We start from the raw sequence: 19,652 nt of genomic DNA on the forward strand, positions 1-19,652 counted from the left end.
CTCGTGGCATTCGCCCGGCGGTGGTTTTTAGACGTGCCGGGCAGGAAATCCGCACTCGGCAGCGCCGGTTTTTCATCATGAGGGGCCTCGGAAGGTAATAGTTGCACCTTCACTGGTGCAACGGACGCTCGTCGCCCGTCGAAACCGCTCGCCTCACCTCGACGAGCGTCGAATAGAACGTCGCCCCGCCCCCGATATCCGTCAGCGTCTCCGAGGTCAGCGCGTTCAAACCCGCCGAGCCCGCGGAAAGCTTATTCCACCCCAGACGCGCGGCCACCACGCCCTCGCCCACCTGTTCATTCACGACCGCCTTCAGCGCGATACTTCCCCGCGCATTGAAGATCTCCACCGTATCCCCGCTGGCGATCCCGCGCGGCGCGGCATCGGTAGGATGCATCTCCAGCACGCCCGCGTTCTTCGCCTCCAGCCTCTGGTGCCCCGGATGGTTCACGAACGTCGAGTTCATGTAGTTGTCGGCCTTGCGCGGCAGAAACTCCAGAGGATACGCCCGCGCCGCCGGAGCATTCCGCGACTCGACCGCCGCCACGAACATCGGCAAAGGCTTCAACTCCGCCCGTCCGCTGGCCGTCTTGAACCAGTCGGCTGTGCTGAAGGGCAGCGGCCCCGGAAGCACCAGTGCCGCATGCCCCTCGCGCTCCAGCCGCTCCCGCGTAATCCCGGCAAAGAACGGGTGATCCGTTGTCAGAGCCTGGTCGATCAGCTCGTCCTCGCGATCGTCGAAGCACGCATCCCCAAACATCCTCTTCCCCAGCTCCCCAAACAGCCGGACATTGTTCCGCACCTCGCCCCGCGGCTCGATCGCCCTCTGCGAGACCTGCGCCAACAGATGCCCATAACTCCCCTGCACATCCTTCGTCTCGAGAAACGTCGGCGCCGGCAGCAGGTAGTCCGCATAGTCTGCGGTATCCGTAAAAAACTGCTCATGGACCACCGTAAACAGGTCCTCCCGCGCCATCCCCTTCAGCACCGCATTCTGGTTCGGAGCCACCACCGCCGGGTTTGAGTTGTACACAAACATCGCCTTCACCGGAGGATCGCTCAAGGTGGTAAGCGCCTGCCCCAGCTCGCTCATATTCACCACCCGCGACGCCCGCCCCAGCGGACTCTGCAGCATCAGCTCCGGCATCTGCGTCGCCGTGGTGTTGAACGGAAAGCTCCCACTCGTCGAAAGCGTCAAACCTCCGCCTTCGTGCTGCCAGCTCCCGATCACAAGCGGCAGCATCGCAACCGCCCGCGCCGCCGTGCCTCCGTTTTCGCTCCGTTGCACGCCGTAGTTCAGCCGGATCGCTGCACCCTTCCCGCTCGTCGCAAAGGTCGTCGCATACGCCCGCGCCAGCTCCTCGATCTTCTCCCCAGCAATCCCCGTGACCGCAGCAACCGCCTCCGGAGCATGCTCCGCCTGCAACGCATGCGTTCGCAGCGCCTCCGCATCCCCGGGCCGCACGCATGCCTCCAGATAAGCCTTATCCTCCAGCCCCTCGCGGAAGATCACATGCATCATCCCCAGCGCCAGCAGCGTGTCGGTGCCCGGCCGGATCGCAAGATGCTCATCCGCCAGCGCAGCCGTACGCGTCCGGTACGGATCGATCACCACCAGCTTCGCCCCGTTCCGCCGAGCCTCTTCAATGAACGGCCAAAGATGAATATTGTTGCCATGGATGTTCGCGCCCCACGCGAGGATCATCCCGGCCTTCGCATAGTCCTGCGGCTTTGTCCCCAGCCGAATCCCATACACGCTCGTCAACGCCGCGCCACCCGCCGAGGAGCAGATCGTGCGGTCCAGTTGCGACGCTCCCATCCGATGAAAGAAGCGGCGGTCCATCGAACCATAGCCCAACTGTCCGATCGTCCCGGCATAGCTGTAAGGCAGCACCGACTCCGGTCCATGCTCCCGCGCAATGCCCTCCAGTCGCACACTGATCTCTTCGATCGCCTCATCCCACGTGATCCGCTCGAAGGCCTCGGCCTCCCGCCCATGGGCGAGCTTCCCCTTCGGCACCCCGGCCTTGCGCCGCATGGGATACAGCAACCGGTCCGGTGCATAGACACGGTCAAGCATCTTCGCCACCTTGCCGCACAGAAAACCGCGCGTCACCGGGTGCGTGGGATCGCCCTGTACCTTGGTGGCGCGGCCCGAGGCCGTGTCGATCGTGACGAGCACGCCACAGGAGTCAGGGCAGTCCAGCGAGCAGACCGCATGCACAACGTGCGTTGTGGCGATATCCGTATCGGCGTTCATGCATATCAGTATAGGATTTCGGAAAGCCGATGCGTCGTTGAACCTTCTTTCGCCCTCTTCCCTCCAAGGAGATACCCCATGCGCCGCCTGCTCTCTGTCCTCGTCATCGCTCTCCTGGCCACCTCCGCGCATGCCCCCGCTCAGTTGAAGGTCGCAACCCCCCAGGAGCTTGGCGTCATCAAGGTTCTTCTGGCGCAGGAGCGAGCCTGGAACGACGGCAACATCGACGCCTTCGCCTCCGGCTACAAAAACTCGCCGGACACGCTCTTCATCGGTTCGCACATCTCGCGTGGCTACGACCAGATGGTGCTCGAGTACAAGAAGAACTATCCCAACAAGGAGGCGATGGGCACGCTCGGCTTCTCGGAGTTGGAGGTTCATCCGCTGGATGAAAAGTTCGCCGTCGTGCTCGGCCACTATCACCTCGACCGCTCCAAGAAGGCCGGAGGCCCAGCCGACGGCATCTTCTCCCTCGTCTTCGAAAAGACCGATGCCGGCTGGAAGATCGTCGTCGACCACACGACCTAAAGAAGAAGCCATCGATGGATACCCATCCTCATCTCGACCGCACAGCCGTCGAGAGAGGGTCGGGTACTGCGGTCATACCCTCCGCCGCCTCAGTTTCGAATCCAGCTCAACCAAACCCATGAAGACCTATCTCTACAAACTCTCCTACAACGACGGCACCGCCCCCTGCGCTCCCAAACCCCGCGCCGGCTCCCACCCCTTTCTCACCCTCGCCCTCTGCAAACCCGCCATCCGCCGCACCGCCGTAGCGGGCGACCGCATCCTCGGCGTCACCAGCCAGTCCCTTGCCCAGTCCAGAAAGTACCCGCTTCACGCCGTCATCTATGCCGCCATCGTCTCCGGCGCACTGGACGCCCACGTGTACTATGCCCCGCGCAGCCCCTACCGTTCACGCCCCGATTGCATCTACCAGCTCAATCGCGACGACGGTTCCTTCACGCACCGCGGGCATACGGAAGTCCACGCCGATCCCATCTCCTATGGCCGCGACCTCGGACGCGCCGGATCCTGCAACAACGGACGCATCCTCGTCAGCGACAACTTCCGCTACTTCAGCCCCAGCCCGGTGCTCATCCCCGACCGCTTCCACGAAGTCCACGCCCTCATCGAACCCCTCGGCCAGGGACACCGCGTCAACCACCCGGCATCCCGCGAGCGCGAATTCGACGCCCTCTTCCGCTATCTTTGGAAGCAGCCCACACGCTATACCCCGTCTGTCGTGACCACGGAAACCAATCCGAAAAGTAGGAAGCCCACATGCTGATTCTGCCGCTTCTCTTCCTCGCCCTCCAGCTCCCCACCGAAGCCAATCTGCCCGCCCCCAAGGCCTACGACTGCCCCCGCGCCACGAGCCCGGTCCACATCGACGGCAAACTCGACGATGCAGCCTGGACCGCCGCTCCCTGGACCACGGACTTCATGGACATCCAGGGCAAGGAACTCCCCACGCCTAAGTTCCGCACCCGCGCCAAGATGCTCTGGGACGATCAATACCTCTACATCGCCGCCGAACTTGAAGAGCCGAACGTCCACGCCAAGCTCACCGAGCACGACTCCGTCATCTTCCGCGACAACGACTTCGAGCTCTTCCTCAAGCCCCTCGACACCGACCCCGGCTACTTCGAGTTCGAGATCAACGCCCTCAACACCTCATGGGATCTCTTCCTGAACAAGCCCTACCGCGAACACGGCAAGGCCGATAACTCATGGGATATCCCCGGTCTCAAGACCGCCGTATCCGTGCAGGGCACCCTGAACGATCCCTCCGATCGAGACAAGGGCTGGACCGTCGAGATCGCGATCCCCTGGACCGCCTACGCCAGCCGCCTCCCGGTCCCCGCACCCAAAACCGGCGACACCTGGCGCGTCAACTTCAGCCGTGTCGAGTGGACCCCCGGACAGCCGAAGGAAGACAACTGGGTCTGGACCCCGCAAGGCCTGATCAACATGCACATCCCCACCCACTGGGGCTATCTGCATTTCAAACCCTAGCCCGGCTGATCGGACCGTTTTCTACACGCTTTTCACCACGTTTTTGCCATGAAATCCATGCATTTCACCACGTTTTCGAGACAAGAACGTTTCTGGTGAAACGTTGGTTTTTTTGCATCGAAGGCGTGTAAGTCCTTCAGAACACCAGGATACGGGCAAAGAAAAAAGTGCACCGGAAACCGGTGCACTTTCAGACCACTTTTCAGGCTAGAGGTTGGACCTCTTTACTGGGGACGACCACTCAGTGGGTTGGGAGCGAGGCCGATGCGCTTGGGCTTCACGCCGGGCTCGCCATGATCCGTCGATTTCTTGGACGTGAGGTCCGGATTGCGGCGCACCATCCCGGACGTCTGGCGTCCGGATCCCGGCTGCTGCATCGTCACGATCAGGGCCGTTGCCGACTCCGCGCTGGCGCAGTTGTAGCTGTGGATCGTATTGGCGTCGAAGTAGATCGCGTCGCCCGGCTCTACATGGTAGACCGCGTCTCCATGACGCACATCGAGCTGCCCACCCAGCAGATAGAGGAACTCACAGCCGGTGTGTTGGTGAGCCCTCACCTCGCGGCCTGCCTTCTTGGGCAGAAACTCGGCGAAGTACGGATCGAGATGACGTTCGGGAACCATGTAACCCAGGCTCTCGAAGTAGTACGCCGGATCGTCCACGCCCGACTGCGGAAGACGGACACGATCCTTGCCGCGGTGAACGCGGAACAGCGTCTGCGGCTCCGGCTCGAAGAAGTAATTAAGGTCCTTCGAGAAGACCATGGCGATGCGGGCGAGGTTGCGCAGCGTGGGCACGACGCGCCCGGTCTCGAGTTGAGACAGGAAACTTGCCGAGAGTCCGGTGTGACGGCCAAGTTCGACCAGACCCATCGACTTCTTCAAACGGAGATGCTTGATCCGCTCACCGATTCGCTTCTCGGTGATAAAAGCCTCGGCTGCAGTGGGGTCAACCTGTTGATGACCGAGGGGGGCCTCGGTCTGAACTTCAATCGTTTCAGCCTGGCTTTCATCCGGAGTTGCCGGGATGGTCTCCATTTGCTGATCTGGAAGTGTGGTTTGAGTCGACATAAGGTTGTCCTCAGCTCTTTATACTGTAAACAGATGTTGAAGTGACATCAATAGATGCCTGATCTTCGAATTCTTTTTTTACGGGGCCTTGACGAGCTCCTCGTATCCTCTGCCAGTCCGTTGCACGCTCGGTGCTAGGCTTTGTCTGTGATGCTTCACCCGAATTCGATGCTAAAGTTGCGTTTCCCGGCCGTTCTTGCCGCCGGAGTTGCGGTCGGCCTTCTCTGCATTGGATGCGCCAGCCCGGGGAATCCGCGTCCCCCGTCACTCAATCTTCCTGACAAAGCTACGGACCTGAGCGCACTACGGATTGGTGACCGGGTCAAAATTTCTTGGAGCCCACCCACACGCACGACCGATGGAGTGGATATCGGCTTTCCCGTGACGGTCGAAATCTGCCGCGATCCGGTGCTTCCACCGCCTCGGGTCAAGCCGCCCAGGCCGGTTCCTGTTCCTTGCACGGCCGTACTGCATCTGCCGGGACACGCCGGTGCCTCGACGGCTGAGGACAAGTTGCCCGCCTCGCTGCTGGCGGGGCCCAGGCTGGCGATCGCCTACAGAATTCGTCTGCTGAACCCGTCCGGGCGCTCCGCCGCGCCAACCGCACCGGTCTTCGCGCCGTCGGGTCCGGCGGAACCGGTCGTGGCAGCCTTTCATGCCACGCAGACACGCCCGGGGGTAGTGCTGGAGTGGGGGCCGACCCCTCCCGAGGCTGCCGTGGAGGTCACCAGGACGCTGGTCCAGCCGCAGGCTGCCGCTCCGAAGGAGAAAAAGCAAGGGGACATTCCCGTCGGCAAGAAGACCGACCCGGCGGCACCTGTGTTGTTACGTCCCGCGACGCCGGCCAACGGGATGCTCGATACGGCTCCGGTGACCGGCCTGACGTATACATATACGGCGCAACGCATTTCGAATGTGGAGCTTGGGGGGCGGGCACTGCAACTGCGCAGCGAGCCGACCAGCACGATCTCCGTGGCGCTCCGCGATACGTTCCCGCCGGCACCGCCCCGTGGTTTGGAGTCGGTGCCGGGATCGCTGAACGGCAAGGCCACGCTCGATCTTTCCTGGGAGGCGAACACGGAGTCGGATCTCGCCGGCTATCGCGTCTACCGCGTCGATCTTGCCGATCCTTTCTCCACCCCGCGCCTGCTGACGCCCGAACCGCTCACCGAACCGGCCTTCCGCGACACCGCTGTGCTGCCCCATCATCGTTACCGCTACCGCGTTACGGCGCTGGACCGCAGCGGAAACGAAAGCCGAACCAGCGAGGCCATCGAAGACATCCCATAGCAAGTGGGGATGTGGAATCCTGCTAATCTAAAGGCGACGAAATTCGCGAACGAAAGGTCTTACCACCATGGCAACACTCCTTGAACAACTTCGCACCATGACCACCGTGGTCGCCGACTCCGGCGACATCAATTCGATTGTGAAGTTCAAGCCGACGGATTCCACGACCAACCCCTCGCTGATCGCAGCCGCCGCGACCATGCCTGCGTACGCGCAGATCGTCGACGACTGCCTGCAGACCGCTCGCAAGGAAGCGGGCGAGGGCGCGAGCGATGAGACGGTAGCGGCACTGGCGTTCAAGACGCTGGCCGTGGCCTTCGGCCGCAAGATTCTGGACATCGTTCCGGGCCGGGTTTCGACCGAGGTGGATGCGCGCCTTTCGTACGATACCGAGAAGACGCTGGAGCAGGCCAGGGACATCATCGCGCAGTACGACAAGGCGGGGATTCCGCGGTCGCGCGTGCTGGTGAAGATCGCCAGCACCTGGGAGGGCATCAAGGCCGCCGAGATTCTGGAGAAGGAAGGCATTCACTGCAACCTGACGCTTCTGTTCGGTCTGCACCAGGCGATCGCCTGCGCCGAGGCGAAGGTAACGCTGATCTCGCCGTTCGTGGGCCGCATCCTGGATTGGTACAAGAAAGACACGGGCAAGGACTACGTGGGCGCGGACGACCCGGGCGTGCAGTCGGTGACGACGATCTACCACTATTACAAGAAGTTCGACTACAAGACCGTGGTGATGGGCGCGAGCTTCCGCAACATCGGCGAGATCGAGGAGCTGGCGGGTTGCGATCTGTTGACGATCGCTCCGAAGCTGCTGGGCGAGTTGGATGCGAAGGAAGGCGAACTGACGAAGAAGCTGGACCCGGCCTACTCGAAGACCCTTGCGATTGAGAAGCTGACGATCGACAAGGCCAAGTTCGAAGAGATGCACGCGGCGGACAAGATGGCGCACGACAAACTGAAGGAAGGCATCGAGGGCTTCTCGAAGGCTCTCGAAGACCTCGAAAAGCTGCTTGCGGACCGTCTGAAGACCCTCCCCAAACAGTAGCGGAAGACGCGATGCCCCGGGCCAATGGCCCGGGGCATTTTGCATTTGGTTAGACCACTTTGCCGCTATCTTGCACCATTTTTGGTGCACTCTCCGTAAAGATGGTTTTCTAAACGGCTTACCGGTAGACCACACGTATTTCCCAAGGATTCACCAGAAACTTTTCGGTCGCGAACGTATGGTGTTTTGCATGGAAAACCTGGTGAAATGTATGGGTTTTGTGGCCATGTTTCAGACACCAGGTGGATCAGGGAGTCGGGATCAACTTCCGGGTGCCAGGCAATCCCCAGTTCGACTGCGATCCCATGCAAGCGCTTGTCGAGGGGACACAGTTTCGTCGAGGGATGAGCAGAACCGATGCTGCGAGATGGGCATTCCGGATGATGTCGTTTTATGAGACTGTACGGCCGGAAGAATCAAAATGAGGCGGATGACATCAGATCATTCGGATGCGGCTCGCGGATCGATCGCCCCGCCCACAGAAAGAAGTACGTCCATGCCTACACCGATCGTTGGTCTTCATCACGTCACAGCCATCGCCTCCAACCCGCAGCGCAACCTCGATTTTTATACGCAGGTTCTGGGGCTTCGCTTCGTCAAGCGCACCATCAACTTCGATGACCCGGGAAGCTTCCACTTCTACTTCGGGGACGATGCCGGATCGCCCGGCACCATCCTGACCTTCTTCCCGTGGCCGGGTGCCACGCGTGGATCGCATGGTGTTGGAGAGACCACGGCCACTGCCTTCAGCGTGCCTGCGGGTTCGTTGGAGTTTTGGGAGAAGCACCTTTTGGCGCACGGCGTTCCGGCGGAGCGGACGGGGCAGAGGTTTGACGAGCAGGTGCTTTCGTTCGCCGATCCGGATGGGATGCGGCTGGAGATTGTGGCCCATGCCGATGCGGCACCGGTGCAGCCTTCGCGCTTTGCGGATATTCCGGCGGAGCATGCGATTCGCGGCTTCTTCGGGGTGACGCTGGCGCTGGCGGATGCCGGGCGCACCGCGCAGGTGCTGACGACGATGGGCTTCCCTCAGGTTGCGGTGGAGGGGAACAGGACGAGGTTTTCGGCTCCGGGCGCTGCTCTGGGCAACCATATCGATTTGGTGGTGCCGAAGAATCCGTCGTATGGGCGGATGGGCGCGGGTTCGGTGCATCACATTGCGTTCCGCACGACGGACGATGCGGCGCAGCTTGCGTGGAAAGAGCTGCTGACGAACGAGGGGCTGGCGGTGACGCCGGTGCAGGATCGTACGTACTTCCACTCGATTTACTTCCGTGAGCCGGGTGGCGTGCTGTTCGAGATTGCGACGGATCCTCCGGGTTTTGCACTGGATGAGCCGGTGGAGTCGCTGGGCGAGGGTCTGAAGCTGCCGCCGTGGCTGGAGCCGAAGAGGGCGCAGGTGGAGAAGAATCTGCCGGTGATCGAGCTGAAGAAGGGCGGTGCTCAGTGAGTGCTCTCGATCCGCATAAGGACCAACCGGTGCTGCACCTCGGCGAGCCGCTCGCCGAGGCGCGCGGGGTGGTGATTCTGCTGCATGGGCGCGGGGCTTCGGCTGAGGACATTCTGGGGCTGAGCCGGGAGATGTCGCATCCGGGGCTGGCTTACCTGGCCCCGCAGGCGGCCGGCCGGACGTGGTATCCGACTTCGTTTCTGGCCCCACAGGCGCAGAACGAGCCGTGGCTTTCGTCGGCTTTGGCGAAGGTGAAGGCGATTGCGGATGAGGTGATTGCGGCTGGGATTCCTACGGAGAAGATTGTGCTGTGCGGGTTCTCGCAGGGCGCATGTCTCTCGACGGAGTTCGTGGCGCGGTATCCGGCGCGGTATGGCGGGCTGATTGCGCTGACGGGCGGGCTGATCGGGACGGATGCCGAGGTCGCTGCGGGGTCACGAGCGGCGGGTTTGGCGGGGACTCCGGTGCTGATGCTTTCGGGAGACCCGGATCCGCATGTGCCGTGGACGCGGGTGGAGACTTCGGCGGCGATCCTCGAGGGGATGGGGGCCGAGGTGGTGACGAAGCGGTATCCGGGGCGGCCGCATACGGTTTCGCGGGAGGAAGTCGAGTTGGCGGATGGGATTGTGGCGCAACTGATACGGTAGCTCCGACAGCGAAGATGGCCTGCGCCTGTTGTTTGCGGCGCGGGCCTTTTTTCTGGGTTGAGCACCCGGCTTCGTGGCGGTCCCTGTTCTAGAGAGCGGCGCTTCGAGAAAAAATACGGGGGTTCTTTCACTTCGCAGGACGTATACGGTGACTCGGGAGCAGCTGGAGTTGGCGGCTGTATTGGGGCGGGCTTTCAGCCCTTTGCCGGCTTTGGCCGTTTTACCTTGGGGCGTTGCCCCAGGCTGTGATGAGACGGGCCTTTGGCCCTCAAACCCGGCGTCAATTTGGTATAGCGCGGAATGGAAACGAGATGACATCGAGATGACATACTGAGGCGCTGACTCAAAGGCAGGAACGCTCAAAGGGCACTCCGGAGGGATGTACAAGTTTCGCCCTAACAAGCGAAACGCCTCGGGGTTAGGGCCCCGAGGCGATCCTTTGAGGAGGTAACGCCCATGAGACTTGTACGAGTCAAATGGGTGAAGCTGCTGTTTGAGCTGCCGGGAGAGATTCTGCTCTTCCTGCTGTTCAAAGCTTTCCTCTGGCTGCACAACATCAACTAGCGTTTGCAACAGCCCACGAGTGGTTCCTGCCACGGAGGGGCTTTTTACTGCATCGGCAATTGTGGAAGCATCTTCCACACATTCTGCTATTACTTGATGCACTTCGAGCGTTGTTGTCAATGCTTTTAGTGCGCGTGGTCGTGGGAGCAGGCGTGCTCTTCGACGGGGCGGGGCGGGTTGCAGCAGCCCTCGGCCTTGGAGCAGTCGGTGGCTTCGAACTGGATGGTGGTGTGGTGGATCTGGAAGCGATGCTCCAGGGCGTGGTTGACTTCCTTGAGGATCGCGCGGGACTCGGCGAGGGGGCGGTCGCCGATGGTGATGTGGCTGGCGAGAGCGTGGGAGTCGGTGGTGAGGCTCCAGACGTGGAGGTCGTGGACACCGAGGACGCCGGGGATCTTCTGGATCGCGGCGCGGATCTCGGGGACCTGGAGGCCCTTGGGGGTGCCCTCGAGGAGGATGTTGAAGGTCTCGCGGACGATGCCGGCGCTGGACCAGAGGATGAGGCCGGCGATGATGAGGGAGAGGACGGGGTCGATCCAGGTGAGGCCGGTGAAGAGGATGCCAGCGCCTCCGGCGATGACGGCGGCGGTGGAGAGGGTGTCGCCGAGCATGTGGAGGAAGACGGAACGGATGTTGACGTCGCGGGAGAAGCGCCAGAGGAGAGCGGCGACGGCTCCGTTCATGAGGACGCCGAAGGTGGCAACGATCATCATGACGTTGGGCTGGACGGGGACGGGAGAGTGCAGGCGTCCGATGGCGGCGATGGCGATCCAGCCGGAGAGGACGATGAGGGTGAGGGCGTTGACGAAGGCGGCGAGGACGCCGGCGCGCTGGTAGCCGAAGGTCTTGCGATCGTTGGCGGGGCGTGACTGGAGGAAGACGGCGAGGAACGAGAGCAGGATGGCGAGGAGGTCGGAGACGTTGTGGCCGGCTTCGGAGATGAGCGCGAGGGAGTGGGCGCGGAGGCCGAAGAGGAACGTTCCGGCGATGTAGGCGGTGGTGAGCGCCATGGAGAGCTTCAGCACAAAGCGTAGCCTGCGGTCGTTTTTCCCCGTACTGGCCGACATATGCATGGAATCAGTCTATTCCTATCCCGTCGAAAAGGGATGTTTCGACTGGGGGAACCTCCATAAGATGAACGACAGGTGACGAAGATGCTGAGGCGACTTTTTTGCGCGGCGGTTGCGGTGTTGGTATCGACGGGCGTGGCGGCGGGGCAGAAGGCCGTGCTGGATGAGGCGTTGCGTGGGACCGGAGCGTCGGCGGTGCTGATGGATGTGAGGACGGGCAGGCTTCTGGCGAAGACTGGGCCAGAGGCGGCGGCGCTGCCGGGGTCTACGTTGAAGCCGTTCATTTTGTACCTGGGACTGGACGCCCGGCTGGTGCAGCCGGGAACCACGGTCGAGTGCCGGGGGAATCTGGCGGTGGGTGGGAGGAATCTGGCGTGTACGCATCCGCGGGACGTGACCGTGTTCGACGGGCGTGCGGCGCTGGCTTATTCGTGCAACACGTATTTTGCGCGGCTGGCGGAGCGGATGTCGGATTTCGAGTTGCGTATGGGGCTGGTTCGTTTTGGGCTGCCTTCGGCGGAGAGTGACGGGAGTCCGGAGGGTCGGGTTTTGACGGCGCTGGGGGTGGTGGGGTCGAGGGTGACTCCCTTGCAGATGGCGCAGGCCTACCGGATTCTGGCATCGAGGGCGACTCCCGTGGTGATGGGGGGGCTTGAGGATAGTGTGCAGTTTGGGATGGCGGATAACGCCCGGATGCCGGGGTTGGTGGGGAAGACGGGAACGGTGAAGGATCCGGGGCAGAGCTGGACGCATGGATGGTTTGCGGGGGTGGCGTCGGGGAAGACGGTGGTGGTGGTGTATGTGCCGCGAGGGAGTGGGGCGGATGCGGCTGGGTTGGGTCGGCGGGTGGTGGAGGGTTTGGGGCGATGAGGGGTTTTACGGCGCGATCGGAACCCGGGTCTCAGAGGCAAGACTTGGGGCACCCGGTTTTGTGGCTCGTTTTGTTGTTTACGGCTGGGGCCTGGGGTCAGGATGTGACGGCTCGGGACCTTACGGTGAGGATGTTCGATACGGATCGGGTGGGGGCGGTCACGGTTACGCCTTTGAGCGGGGCGGTGACGTGGAAGGCTTGTCCGGGGTGTGCGTTTCAGGCGCTGGGAAGAGCCGTTACGGTGAAGTCTGGGGCTGCGGTGGGGGTGGTGGTCCTGGGGGATGTGCGGGTGGAGACGGATACGCGGCGGAAGGCTTCGGCGGCGGGGAGTTGGCGGGTGGACTCGGAGCGGGATGGGTTGCGGGTGAGGGTGACGCTGCCGAGTGAACGGTATGTCGCGGCGGTGCTGAGCGGCGAGGCTGCGGCGGATGAGCCTCCGGCTTCGCTGCGGGCGCTGGCGGTGGTGGTGCGGAGCTATGCGATGACGCATCCGGGTGAGTTGACGGATTCCACGAAGACGCAGGTGCTTCGGCTGGGGGCGGTTTCGGGGGCGATTGCGGATGCGGTGAGGGAGACGGCGGGGGAGACGTTGTGGGTCGGGGGACGGCAGGTTCCGGGGTACTTTACGCAGAGCAGCGGTGGGGTGACGGAGGCTTCCTCGGTGGCGTGGGGTGGGGTTGCGCAGGTGTGGTTGCGGTCGCAGGCGGATCCGGCGAGCGAGAGGGCTCCCTCGCAGTGGCATGCGGAGATTGGATTGGAGGAGCTTCGGCAGGCTTTGGTGCGGGAGGGGTTTGCGGTCGTGGGGCCGGTGCGCGAGATCGCGGTGGTGCGGAGGACGGGGTCGGGGAGGGTGGGCCGGATTCGGGTGGGCGGGTTTGAGATGGCGGGGCCGGCGTTTCGGTTTGCGATGGGGCGGGAGCTAGGGTGGAACCGGCTGCGGAGCGATTTGTATACGGTGCGGGTGGTGGGGCAGTCGGCTGTGTTCGAGGGGAAAGGGTATGGGCATGGGGTTGGGTTGAGCCAGGCGGGGGCCCGGGTGATGGCAGGGGAGGGGAGGGATGCGGGGGCGATTCTGCGGTTCTATTTTCCGGGGGCGGCGGTGCGGGTGACTGCGCAGGATGCGGGGTGGCAGACGCGGGATGGAGTGGGGTGGACGCTCGTTTCGACGGCTCCGGATGGGGAGATGGTGAAGAAGGGGGATGAGGCCTGGCGGAGGGCAAGGGGGCTTGTGCGGGTGTCGGAGGCGGTGCATCCGGTGGTGAGGGTGTTTCCGACCGTGGCGCTGTTTCGGGGGGTGACGGGTGAGCCGGGTTGGACGTTGGCGGCTACGCGGGGGGAACGGATCTTTATGCAGCCGGCGGGGGTGCGTGCGCCGGGGCTTTTGCTGCATGAGATGCTGCATGTTCTGGTGGAGGCGCGGGCTTCCGATGGGGTGCCGCTTTGGTTTCGGGAGGGGCTGGTGGAGGCTTTGGCGGAGCCTGGTGGGTCTATGGAGGTGGGGCTCGTCAAGGATGTCGAAGGGAAGCTGGAGCGGCCCGGATCGCTGGCGGAGGCGCAGGTCGCGCATCGGGAAGCGGGGGCGATGGTTCGGCGGTTGGTGAAGGGGTATGGGGTTGGGGTGGTGGTGGGGTGGTTGACGAGTGGAGTGCCTCAAGGCAGGGAGTAGGGAGTAGAAGGCAACGACAAAAGCCGAAACGATTCGCTGCGGGAATCTTAAGTCGTGATTGTAAAAGCTGGCGTTTACGGCACGGCTGTTGGGCGAAGCAACTCTGTGGGGAGGTTCGGTGGCGGCATTCCCACATCTCAGGATCGAGATGTGGGGCACCCGGATTGGTGGCTCAGTCTTGCCTGGTGGCGGAGCGGGCGAGTTGGTTGGAGATGATGGCTAGGGCGATGAGGGCTATGGCGAGGAGGAGCGCGTAGAGGAGGCTGAGGCGGGCGATGGCGCTGAGGAGTTCGCCGTGGACGGTCTCGGAGGGGTGCCAGGTGGTGAGCTTGCCCGTGAGCCAACCGCCGAGGGTGGTCGCGACCCCGACGGTGAGCCAGAGCTGCCAGCGCCGGTACACGCGGGCTGCGGTCTTGAGGGTGCCGCTGGAGACGGTCTCGATGATGAGGGGGAGGAGCAGGCCGGGGAGGACGAACCAGAGGAGGGTGCTGATGGCGTCGTTCTGCCAGGATTCGAGGCGGGGCTCGGTGAAGAGGGTGCGCTGGCGGGCGGAGAGACGGGAGTTCCAGAAGCCGGCTCGCTCCACAACGTGGATGGTGAGGAGCTGGATGAGATGGACGAGGATCCAGAAGACGGCGATCCAGGGGACGAGGATGGCCATGGACTTCGGTGTGGCGGCCTGGCCGATGCGGATGCGGCGCAGAATGGTGGCTTTGAGCCAGAGGGTGGCGAGGACGATCGCGATACCGGTGAGGACGGAGAGTGCGAACTCCCAGGTGTGAGAGTCGGGGATTTGAAGCCAGAGGGCGATCGCGACGGCGACGGCGATGCTTCCGGCTGCGGCGAGGAGGAGGGTCCTGGCGTTGAGGCGGGCGAGCATTACTGCACCTCCTTGACGTCGAGATGGAGCTCGTCGGTGGTGGCCTGGATGCCGGGCTGGTACATGGGCGCGACGGAGGCTGGGCTGATCTCGAAGCTGCCCGGGTTGATGACTTTGAGGAGGTAGAAGGACTCCTGCCGCTTCTCGAAGGAGGTGGCGAAGATGGCGGCGCGGTCGTCGTGGAACTCGCGGCGGGTGTACCAGTAGCCCCAGTCGCTGGGGCGCTGGACGATGTTGTAGGTGGACTCGCTGGGGATGAACTCGGTGCCAGCGGGGATGGGGTCTTCGATGAGGAGGTATTTCTGGGGTGAGCCGGTGATGCCGAGGTGGACGGCGAGGACGTCGCCTTGCTGGACGGGACCGTTCAGAGGCTGGAGGTTGTAGACGATGGTGTTGTCCTTGGTGGTCGTGGGGACGAGCTTGAAGTAGTCGCGGGCGATGTTGAGACTCATGGTGCCCTGCTGGTAGGAGCTCTTGTCGGTGGAGAAGTACGTGCCGACGGTGCTGTAGTAGGCGCGGCCGGAGGTGTGGGCGACGATCTTCACGGTGTTCGCTTGCGGAGCGAGTTTGCCGGGGTCGAGGGTGACGGTGAGGACGGAGCCGGCGAGGATGTCGGACTGGGTGAAGTGCTTTTTGGCGGCGGAGGTTCCGTTGAGGAAGACTTCGAGGTCGGCGTCGCCGCTTAGTTCGTGGGTAGCGGCGAGGTAGTCGGTGAGACCGAAGAGGACAGAGGCGGTCTGCTCGGTGGAGACCCAGTAGGAGCCCTCGCTGCGGTTGGCGACGAGCCATTGGGCGGCACCGGTGAGCAGGGGGCTGTTGGGCTGGGCGTGTACGAGGAACTTCAATGCGTAGCCCGTGGCTTCGGCGCTGGAGTCGGCCGCGATGTCGAGGAGGGGTTGGCGGGCCGAGGGCCAGCTCACGCGGTCGCCTTCCTTGACTGCTTTTGTAACGAGGATGGTTGCTATTTCCTGGGCGCGCCTGTCGTTGACTTCGAGCATGGCGAGGCCGGAGAAGGCGAGGCCCTGGGCGCTGAGGTCGGTGCGGCGGTTGTAGAGGGTGTCGATCTCGTTCGCGAGGAGCTTGTGGTCGCCGGTGCCGGCTTCGGCGAGCGCGTAGACGGTATAGGCGCGGAGCTCGGGGAGCATGCGGGGGTGCGCCTTGAGGGTGTTCTCGAGGAACTGGATGCCGCGGCGCAGGCTTTCACCGGCCTTGTCGTAGCCGGCTTTTTTGGCCTGGCCGTAGCCGCTGACGACGTAGGCGGTCATGAAGATCTGGGAGTTGTCCTCCTTCCACCAGCCCCATCCGCCGTCGGCGTGCTGGTAGTCGGCGAGGCGGTCGAAACCTGCTTGAATTTTGGCGTCGAGCGTGGCCTGGTTGGGCCTGGGGATGGGGAGTTTTTTGGCGGCGTCGGCGATGAGGATGTTGGGCAGGAAGCTGGACATGGTCTGCTCGGTGCAGCCGTAGGGGAAGGTGCTGAGGTAGTCGAGCGCGCCGAAGATGGAGCCCGCGATGGAGGGGCTGACGGTGACGGTGATGTTGTGGGCTGCGGGGTCGGTGTTGGCGGGGAACGCGATGGGGGTGGATTTGTCGCCGGTGCCTGCGATGGAGCCTGAGGCGTTGACGGTCTTTTGGACGCCGCTGGGTTTGACGGGGAAGGAGATTTCGAGGGCGTCGGACTCTTCGTTGGTGATGGCTTTCGCCAGCAGCTTGGCGGTGCCGATGTGGCTGGCCTTGAGCTTCCAGTAGGCGGTGGCTTCGCCCTTGGCGGGGACGGTGACCTGTTGGGTGGAACCGCCCACGACATCGAGGCCGGTGGCTTCGAGGGAGAGCGTGACTTGCTTGGTGTCGGTGAGGTAGTTGTGGACGATGACCGGGACGGAGACGGTGTCGCCGTTGCGCAGGAAGCGCGGCTGGCCCATGCGGACGATGACGTTTTTGCGCACGATAACGCGGTTGATGAGCGAGCCGGCTTTGGAGTCGCGCGTGATGGCCCGGACGGTGGTGCGCCAGGTGGTGAGGGAGTCGGGGAACTTGAGGGTGACGCGGGCGTGGCCGTTGGCGTCGGTGTGGATGTCGGGGGCCCAGAAGGCGGTGTCGGGGAAGTCCTTGCGGATGTGCGGGGACTTGGCGTCGTTGACGGGCTTGACCTGCGCGAGCATGGGGCGGTAACGGGTGTGGCGCTCGGCGAGCATGGGGGATTTATTGCCGGCTTCGCCGGAGAAGAAGAAGGTGAGGGAAGAGTCGAAGCTGGCGTAGGTCTCACGCTCGGGGTACATGGATTTGAGCAGGTCGCCGGAGTGGTCTTTATAGAGGGCGTAGATGGCTTCGTCGACGACGCCGAAGCTGAGTTCGGCGGAGACGGGGTGGCCGGTGGCATCTTTCGTAACGACGTCGTAGGCGGCGGTCTGCTGGGGCTGGAAGGTCTGGGCTGCGGGTGTGATCTCGATCTGCAGGGCCTGTTGGGTGGGTGGGACCTTAAGGGATTTGTGGGCCTGGTAGAGCTGGTTGTCCTTGATCAGTACGGCGTCGATGGTGAGGTTAGGCTGCGCGTCCTTGGTGATGGGGAGGTCGAAGGTGAGGGCCTGTCCGGTGGTGGTGAGGGTTTTGCGGAACTCGGCGGTGTAGCCGGTGGCGGTGATGAGGGCGGAGAAGCCGGTGATGTCGCCGACGATGCTCAGGTGCGCGATGTCGCCGGGGGCATAGGACTTCTTGTCGGCGAGGATCTTCATCTGGCGGGAGGAGTCGTCGAGGTCGTCGGCGTCGATGGTTTCCCTGGGGCCGGAGACGTAGAGCCAGGTGGCGTCCTGCACGGTGCGGTGCTCAGGGGTGTCGGCGGTGGCGAGGACCTCGATGGAGCCGGAGAGGGTGGGGGTGACCTGCACGGCGCCTTCGCCTTTGGCGTCGGTGCTGCCGTCGGCCGCGCCTGCGTCGAGGGTCTGGGTTTTGCCGTTGCTGTATTTGGACTGCGTGAGTTTGAGGTGGATCCTGGTGGCGATGGGGTGGTTTTCGTAGTCGACGGCGGAGAGCTTGAGGGTGATGGGATCGCCTTTGCGGGCGAAGTAGCTGACGGGCTCGGCGTGAATGCGGAAGGAGCCGTAGGTGGCGAGGAACTTGTAGGCTCCGCTGATCTCGCGGCCGGCGGGGTCGGTGACGCCGGCGGTGACGGTGTAGTCCTTGTCGTTGTGGTCGCGTTCTACGAAGCGGGTGGGGATCTTGACGACGAGTTTGCCGTCGGCGTTGAGGGTTCCGGTGCCGGTGGCTTCCTCATCGCCGTTGCTGCCGGGGTAACTGCTGTCGTCGCCCTCTTCGGTGGCCATGGTGTGGTCGGAGTCGTCGTCTTCGGAGTCCCACCAGGAGTGCGGGGTCTGCTGAACGGTCCACTTGACCTTGGCGCCGGTGACGGGTTCGCCGAAGAAGTAACGGGAGTCGATGGTGAGGGTGTTGGGGGAGCCTTGCAGAAGATGCTGCTGGGCAGCGGAGACGCGGACCTCGTACTCGGGCTTGCGGTACTCCTCGACCTTGAAGCTGGCGTATCCGGAGACGCCGACGTTGCTGTCCTGGACGCCGCTTACGTTGATGGTGTAGTCGCCGAGGGAGGTGTCGGTGGCGAGGATGAGGTCGCCGTTGAGGGTGCCGTCGGCGGAGACGGCGACGTTCTTGTCGAAGAGCTGCTTTTGCTGGTCGTCGGTGATGGTGACGTGTGCCTGGGAGAACTTCGGCAGGACGAGGGTGTTCGCGGCGTACTGGCGGAGGACGGCCTTCCAGTGGACGGTGTGGCCGGGGCGGTAAACGGGGCGATCGGTGTAGACGAAGCTGGTGTAGGTGGTGCCGCGCACGGCGGTGAAGGAGCCGAAGTAGGGGGCGACGAGGGCTACGTCGGAGCCCTTGCGGGCGACGAGCCACATCTTGTTGTGGTCGATGCCGTCGGTGCCGTCCGTTCCATCGGTCGGGGCGTCGGTGGATGGGCCGGCGGGCGGGGTGAACTCGGCGGTGCCTTCGGCGTCGGTGGTCTTCTGGGTGAGGGGATGGCCGCTGAGGCCGAGGGAGATGGCGGCTCCGCTGACGGGGGCTCCGGTGATGCGGTCGACGACGTAGGCGAGGAGGCTGCCGGCTACGGTGCGGGTGACGAGGGCGGTCTGGGAGACCATGAGGACGGTGTAGGCCTTGAGGTGGGCGTCGGTGGCCTCGACGAGGTACATGCCGGCGGGGAGGGCGTCGATGGGCAGGACCTGGTTGTCGCTGACGAAGGTGGGGGGCATCTCCTGATGCCAGCGCGCTACGAGCTGCTTGTCGTTGAGGAGGGGGATCTGGGCGAACTGGGCTACGCCGACGATGCGGCTGCGCTTCGCGAGGCCGGACTGTTTAGCGGTGAGGGCCTGACGGGTTTTGTGGGAGAGCTGGGTGCGGAGGAAGTCCTTGACGCCGGACCAGAGACCGCGCTTCCAGTCGTGGAAGCGTTCGAGGAGGGTCTTTTCGTCGATCTGCTCGACGGGGGAGTAGACGTGCTGGTCGCCGAAGGAGTGCATCTGGGGCAGGTTGGCGATGAACTTGTCTGGGTCGTCGATGTGGTAGACGCGGAACTCGAGGGTGTCGACGTTGCGGGCGTAGAGGTGGATCCTGGGCTTTTCGTTGGGGGCGAAGGATTTGTAGGTGCTGAGGTTGAAGTAGGGCTCGGGGGCGGCGTGGGCCGTGGGGGTGAAGGCGAGCAGAAGGAGAGCTGCCGCTACTATGCCGAACTTGGCCTTGACCTGCATGGTGACCTGCCCCGTTTGTTTCTTTCGCAGCGTACTACTCCTTGGTGGTGCGCGTCTTTC

Annotated in this window: 14 protein-coding genes; 9 read left to right on the forward strand and 5 right to left on the reverse strand. The window is 63.5% G+C overall.

Annotated features, from left to right (window positions below; all coding sequences use genetic code 11):
- Positions 1 to 109 precede the first annotated feature (109 nt).
- On the reverse strand, positions 110 to 2,260 hold the full coding sequence (locus BM400_RS05060; RefSeq protein WP_089837216.1) for a molybdopterin-containing oxidoreductase family protein: 2,151 nt from the start codon (positions 2,258 to 2,260) through the stop codon (positions 110 to 112).
- 78 nt (positions 2,261 to 2,338) lie between these two features.
- Here BM400_RS05060 and BM400_RS05065 point away from each other — a divergent pair, with 78 nt between their 5' ends.
- The 3 genes from BM400_RS05065 to BM400_RS05075 all read left to right on the forward strand — a co-directional run bounded on the left by BM400_RS05065 (position 2,339) and on the right by BM400_RS05075 (position 4,279).
- Positions 2,339 to 2,788: a YybH family protein gene (locus tag BM400_RS05065; RefSeq protein WP_089837218.1), complete on the forward strand. Its 450-nt coding sequence runs from the start codon at positions 2,339 to 2,341 to the stop codon at positions 2,786 to 2,788.
- Positions 2,789 to 2,906: 118 nt separating this feature from the next.
- Positions 2,907 to 3,551 carry an Nmad2 family putative nucleotide modification protein gene (locus BM400_RS05070; RefSeq protein WP_089837220.1) on the forward strand — a complete coding sequence of 215 codons (645 nt, stop codon included), beginning with the start codon at positions 2,907 to 2,909 and terminating at the stop codon, positions 3,549 to 3,551.
- Positions 3,545 to 4,279, forward strand: a complete 735-nt coding sequence (locus BM400_RS05075) for a carbohydrate-binding family 9-like protein (RefSeq protein WP_089837223.1) — start codon at positions 3,545 to 3,547, stop codon at positions 4,277 to 4,279. Before BM400_RS05070 ends, BM400_RS05075 begins: the two co-directional genes overlap by 7 nt.
- Before the next feature lie 224 nt (positions 4,280 to 4,503).
- Here BM400_RS05075 and BM400_RS05080 read toward each other — a convergent pair whose 3' ends face one another.
- Entirely contained in the window at positions 4,504 to 5,349 is an 846-nt protein-coding gene (locus tag BM400_RS05080) for a helix-turn-helix domain-containing protein (protein ID WP_245781691.1), read from the reverse strand.
- A gap of 381 nt (positions 5,350 to 5,730) precedes the next feature.
- Here BM400_RS05080 and BM400_RS05085 point away from each other — a divergent pair, with 381 nt between their 5' ends.
- From BM400_RS05085 to BM400_RS05100, 4 genes are all read left to right on the forward strand, one after another.
- Entirely contained in the window at positions 5,731 to 6,639 is a 909-nt protein-coding gene (locus BM400_RS05085; protein ID WP_141223812.1) for a fibronectin type III domain-containing protein, read from the forward strand.
- Between the two features lie 67 nt (positions 6,640 to 6,706).
- Positions 6,707 to 7,690, forward strand: coding sequence for a transaldolase (locus BM400_RS05090; RefSeq protein WP_089837229.1), 984 nt, complete (start codon positions 6,707 to 6,709; stop codon positions 7,688 to 7,690).
- 496 nt (positions 7,691 to 8,186) lie between these two features.
- Positions 8,187 to 9,140, forward strand: coding sequence for a ring-cleaving dioxygenase (locus BM400_RS05095; RefSeq protein ID WP_089837232.1), 954 nt, complete (start codon positions 8,187 to 8,189; stop codon positions 9,138 to 9,140).
- Positions 9,137 to 9,787 (forward strand): alpha/beta hydrolase, encoded by a 651-nt coding sequence (locus tag BM400_RS05100; protein WP_089837234.1) that lies wholly within the window; start codon positions 9,137 to 9,139, stop codon positions 9,785 to 9,787. Before BM400_RS05095 ends, BM400_RS05100 begins: the two co-directional genes overlap by 4 nt.
- Before the next feature lie 689 nt (positions 9,788 to 10,476).
- On the opposite strand, the gene BM400_RS05105 is transcribed toward BM400_RS05100, so the two are convergent.
- Positions 10,477 to 11,424, reverse strand: a complete 948-nt coding sequence (locus BM400_RS05105; protein ID WP_089837235.1) for a cation diffusion facilitator family transporter — start codon at positions 11,422 to 11,424, stop codon at positions 10,477 to 10,479.
- Positions 11,425 to 11,505: 81 nt separating this feature from the next.
- Here BM400_RS05105 and BM400_RS05110 point away from each other — a divergent pair, with 81 nt between their 5' ends.
- Positions 11,506 to 12,291: a penicillin-binding transpeptidase domain-containing protein gene (locus tag BM400_RS05110; RefSeq protein ID WP_089837237.1), complete on the forward strand. Its 786-nt coding sequence runs from the start codon at positions 11,506 to 11,508 to the stop codon at positions 12,289 to 12,291.
- A gap of 59 nt (positions 12,292 to 12,350) precedes the next feature.
- Entirely contained in the window at positions 12,351 to 13,958 is a 1,608-nt protein-coding gene (locus BM400_RS22760) for a SpoIID/LytB domain-containing protein (RefSeq protein ID WP_175528874.1), read from the forward strand.
- A 172-nt stretch (positions 13,959 to 14,130) separates the two neighbouring features.
- Here BM400_RS22760 and BM400_RS05120 read toward each other — a convergent pair whose 3' ends face one another.
- Both BM400_RS05120 and BM400_RS05125 read right to left on the reverse strand, forming a co-directional pair.
- Positions 14,131 to 14,838: a hypothetical protein gene (locus BM400_RS05120; RefSeq protein ID WP_089837241.1), complete on the reverse strand. Its 708-nt coding sequence runs from the start codon at positions 14,836 to 14,838 to the stop codon at positions 14,131 to 14,133.
- Positions 14,838 to 19,592: an alpha-2-macroglobulin family protein gene (locus BM400_RS05125; protein ID WP_089837243.1), complete on the reverse strand. Its 4,755-nt coding sequence runs from the start codon at positions 19,590 to 19,592 to the stop codon at positions 14,838 to 14,840. The genes BM400_RS05120 and BM400_RS05125 overlap by 1 nt, the downstream gene beginning before the upstream one ends.
- Positions 19,593 to 19,652: the final 60 nt, after the last annotated feature.

Source organism: Granulicella pectinivorans (assembly GCF_900114625.1).
GTDB classification, from domain to species: Bacteria; Acidobacteriota; Terriglobia; order Terriglobales; family Acidobacteriaceae; genus Edaphobacter; species Edaphobacter pectinivorans.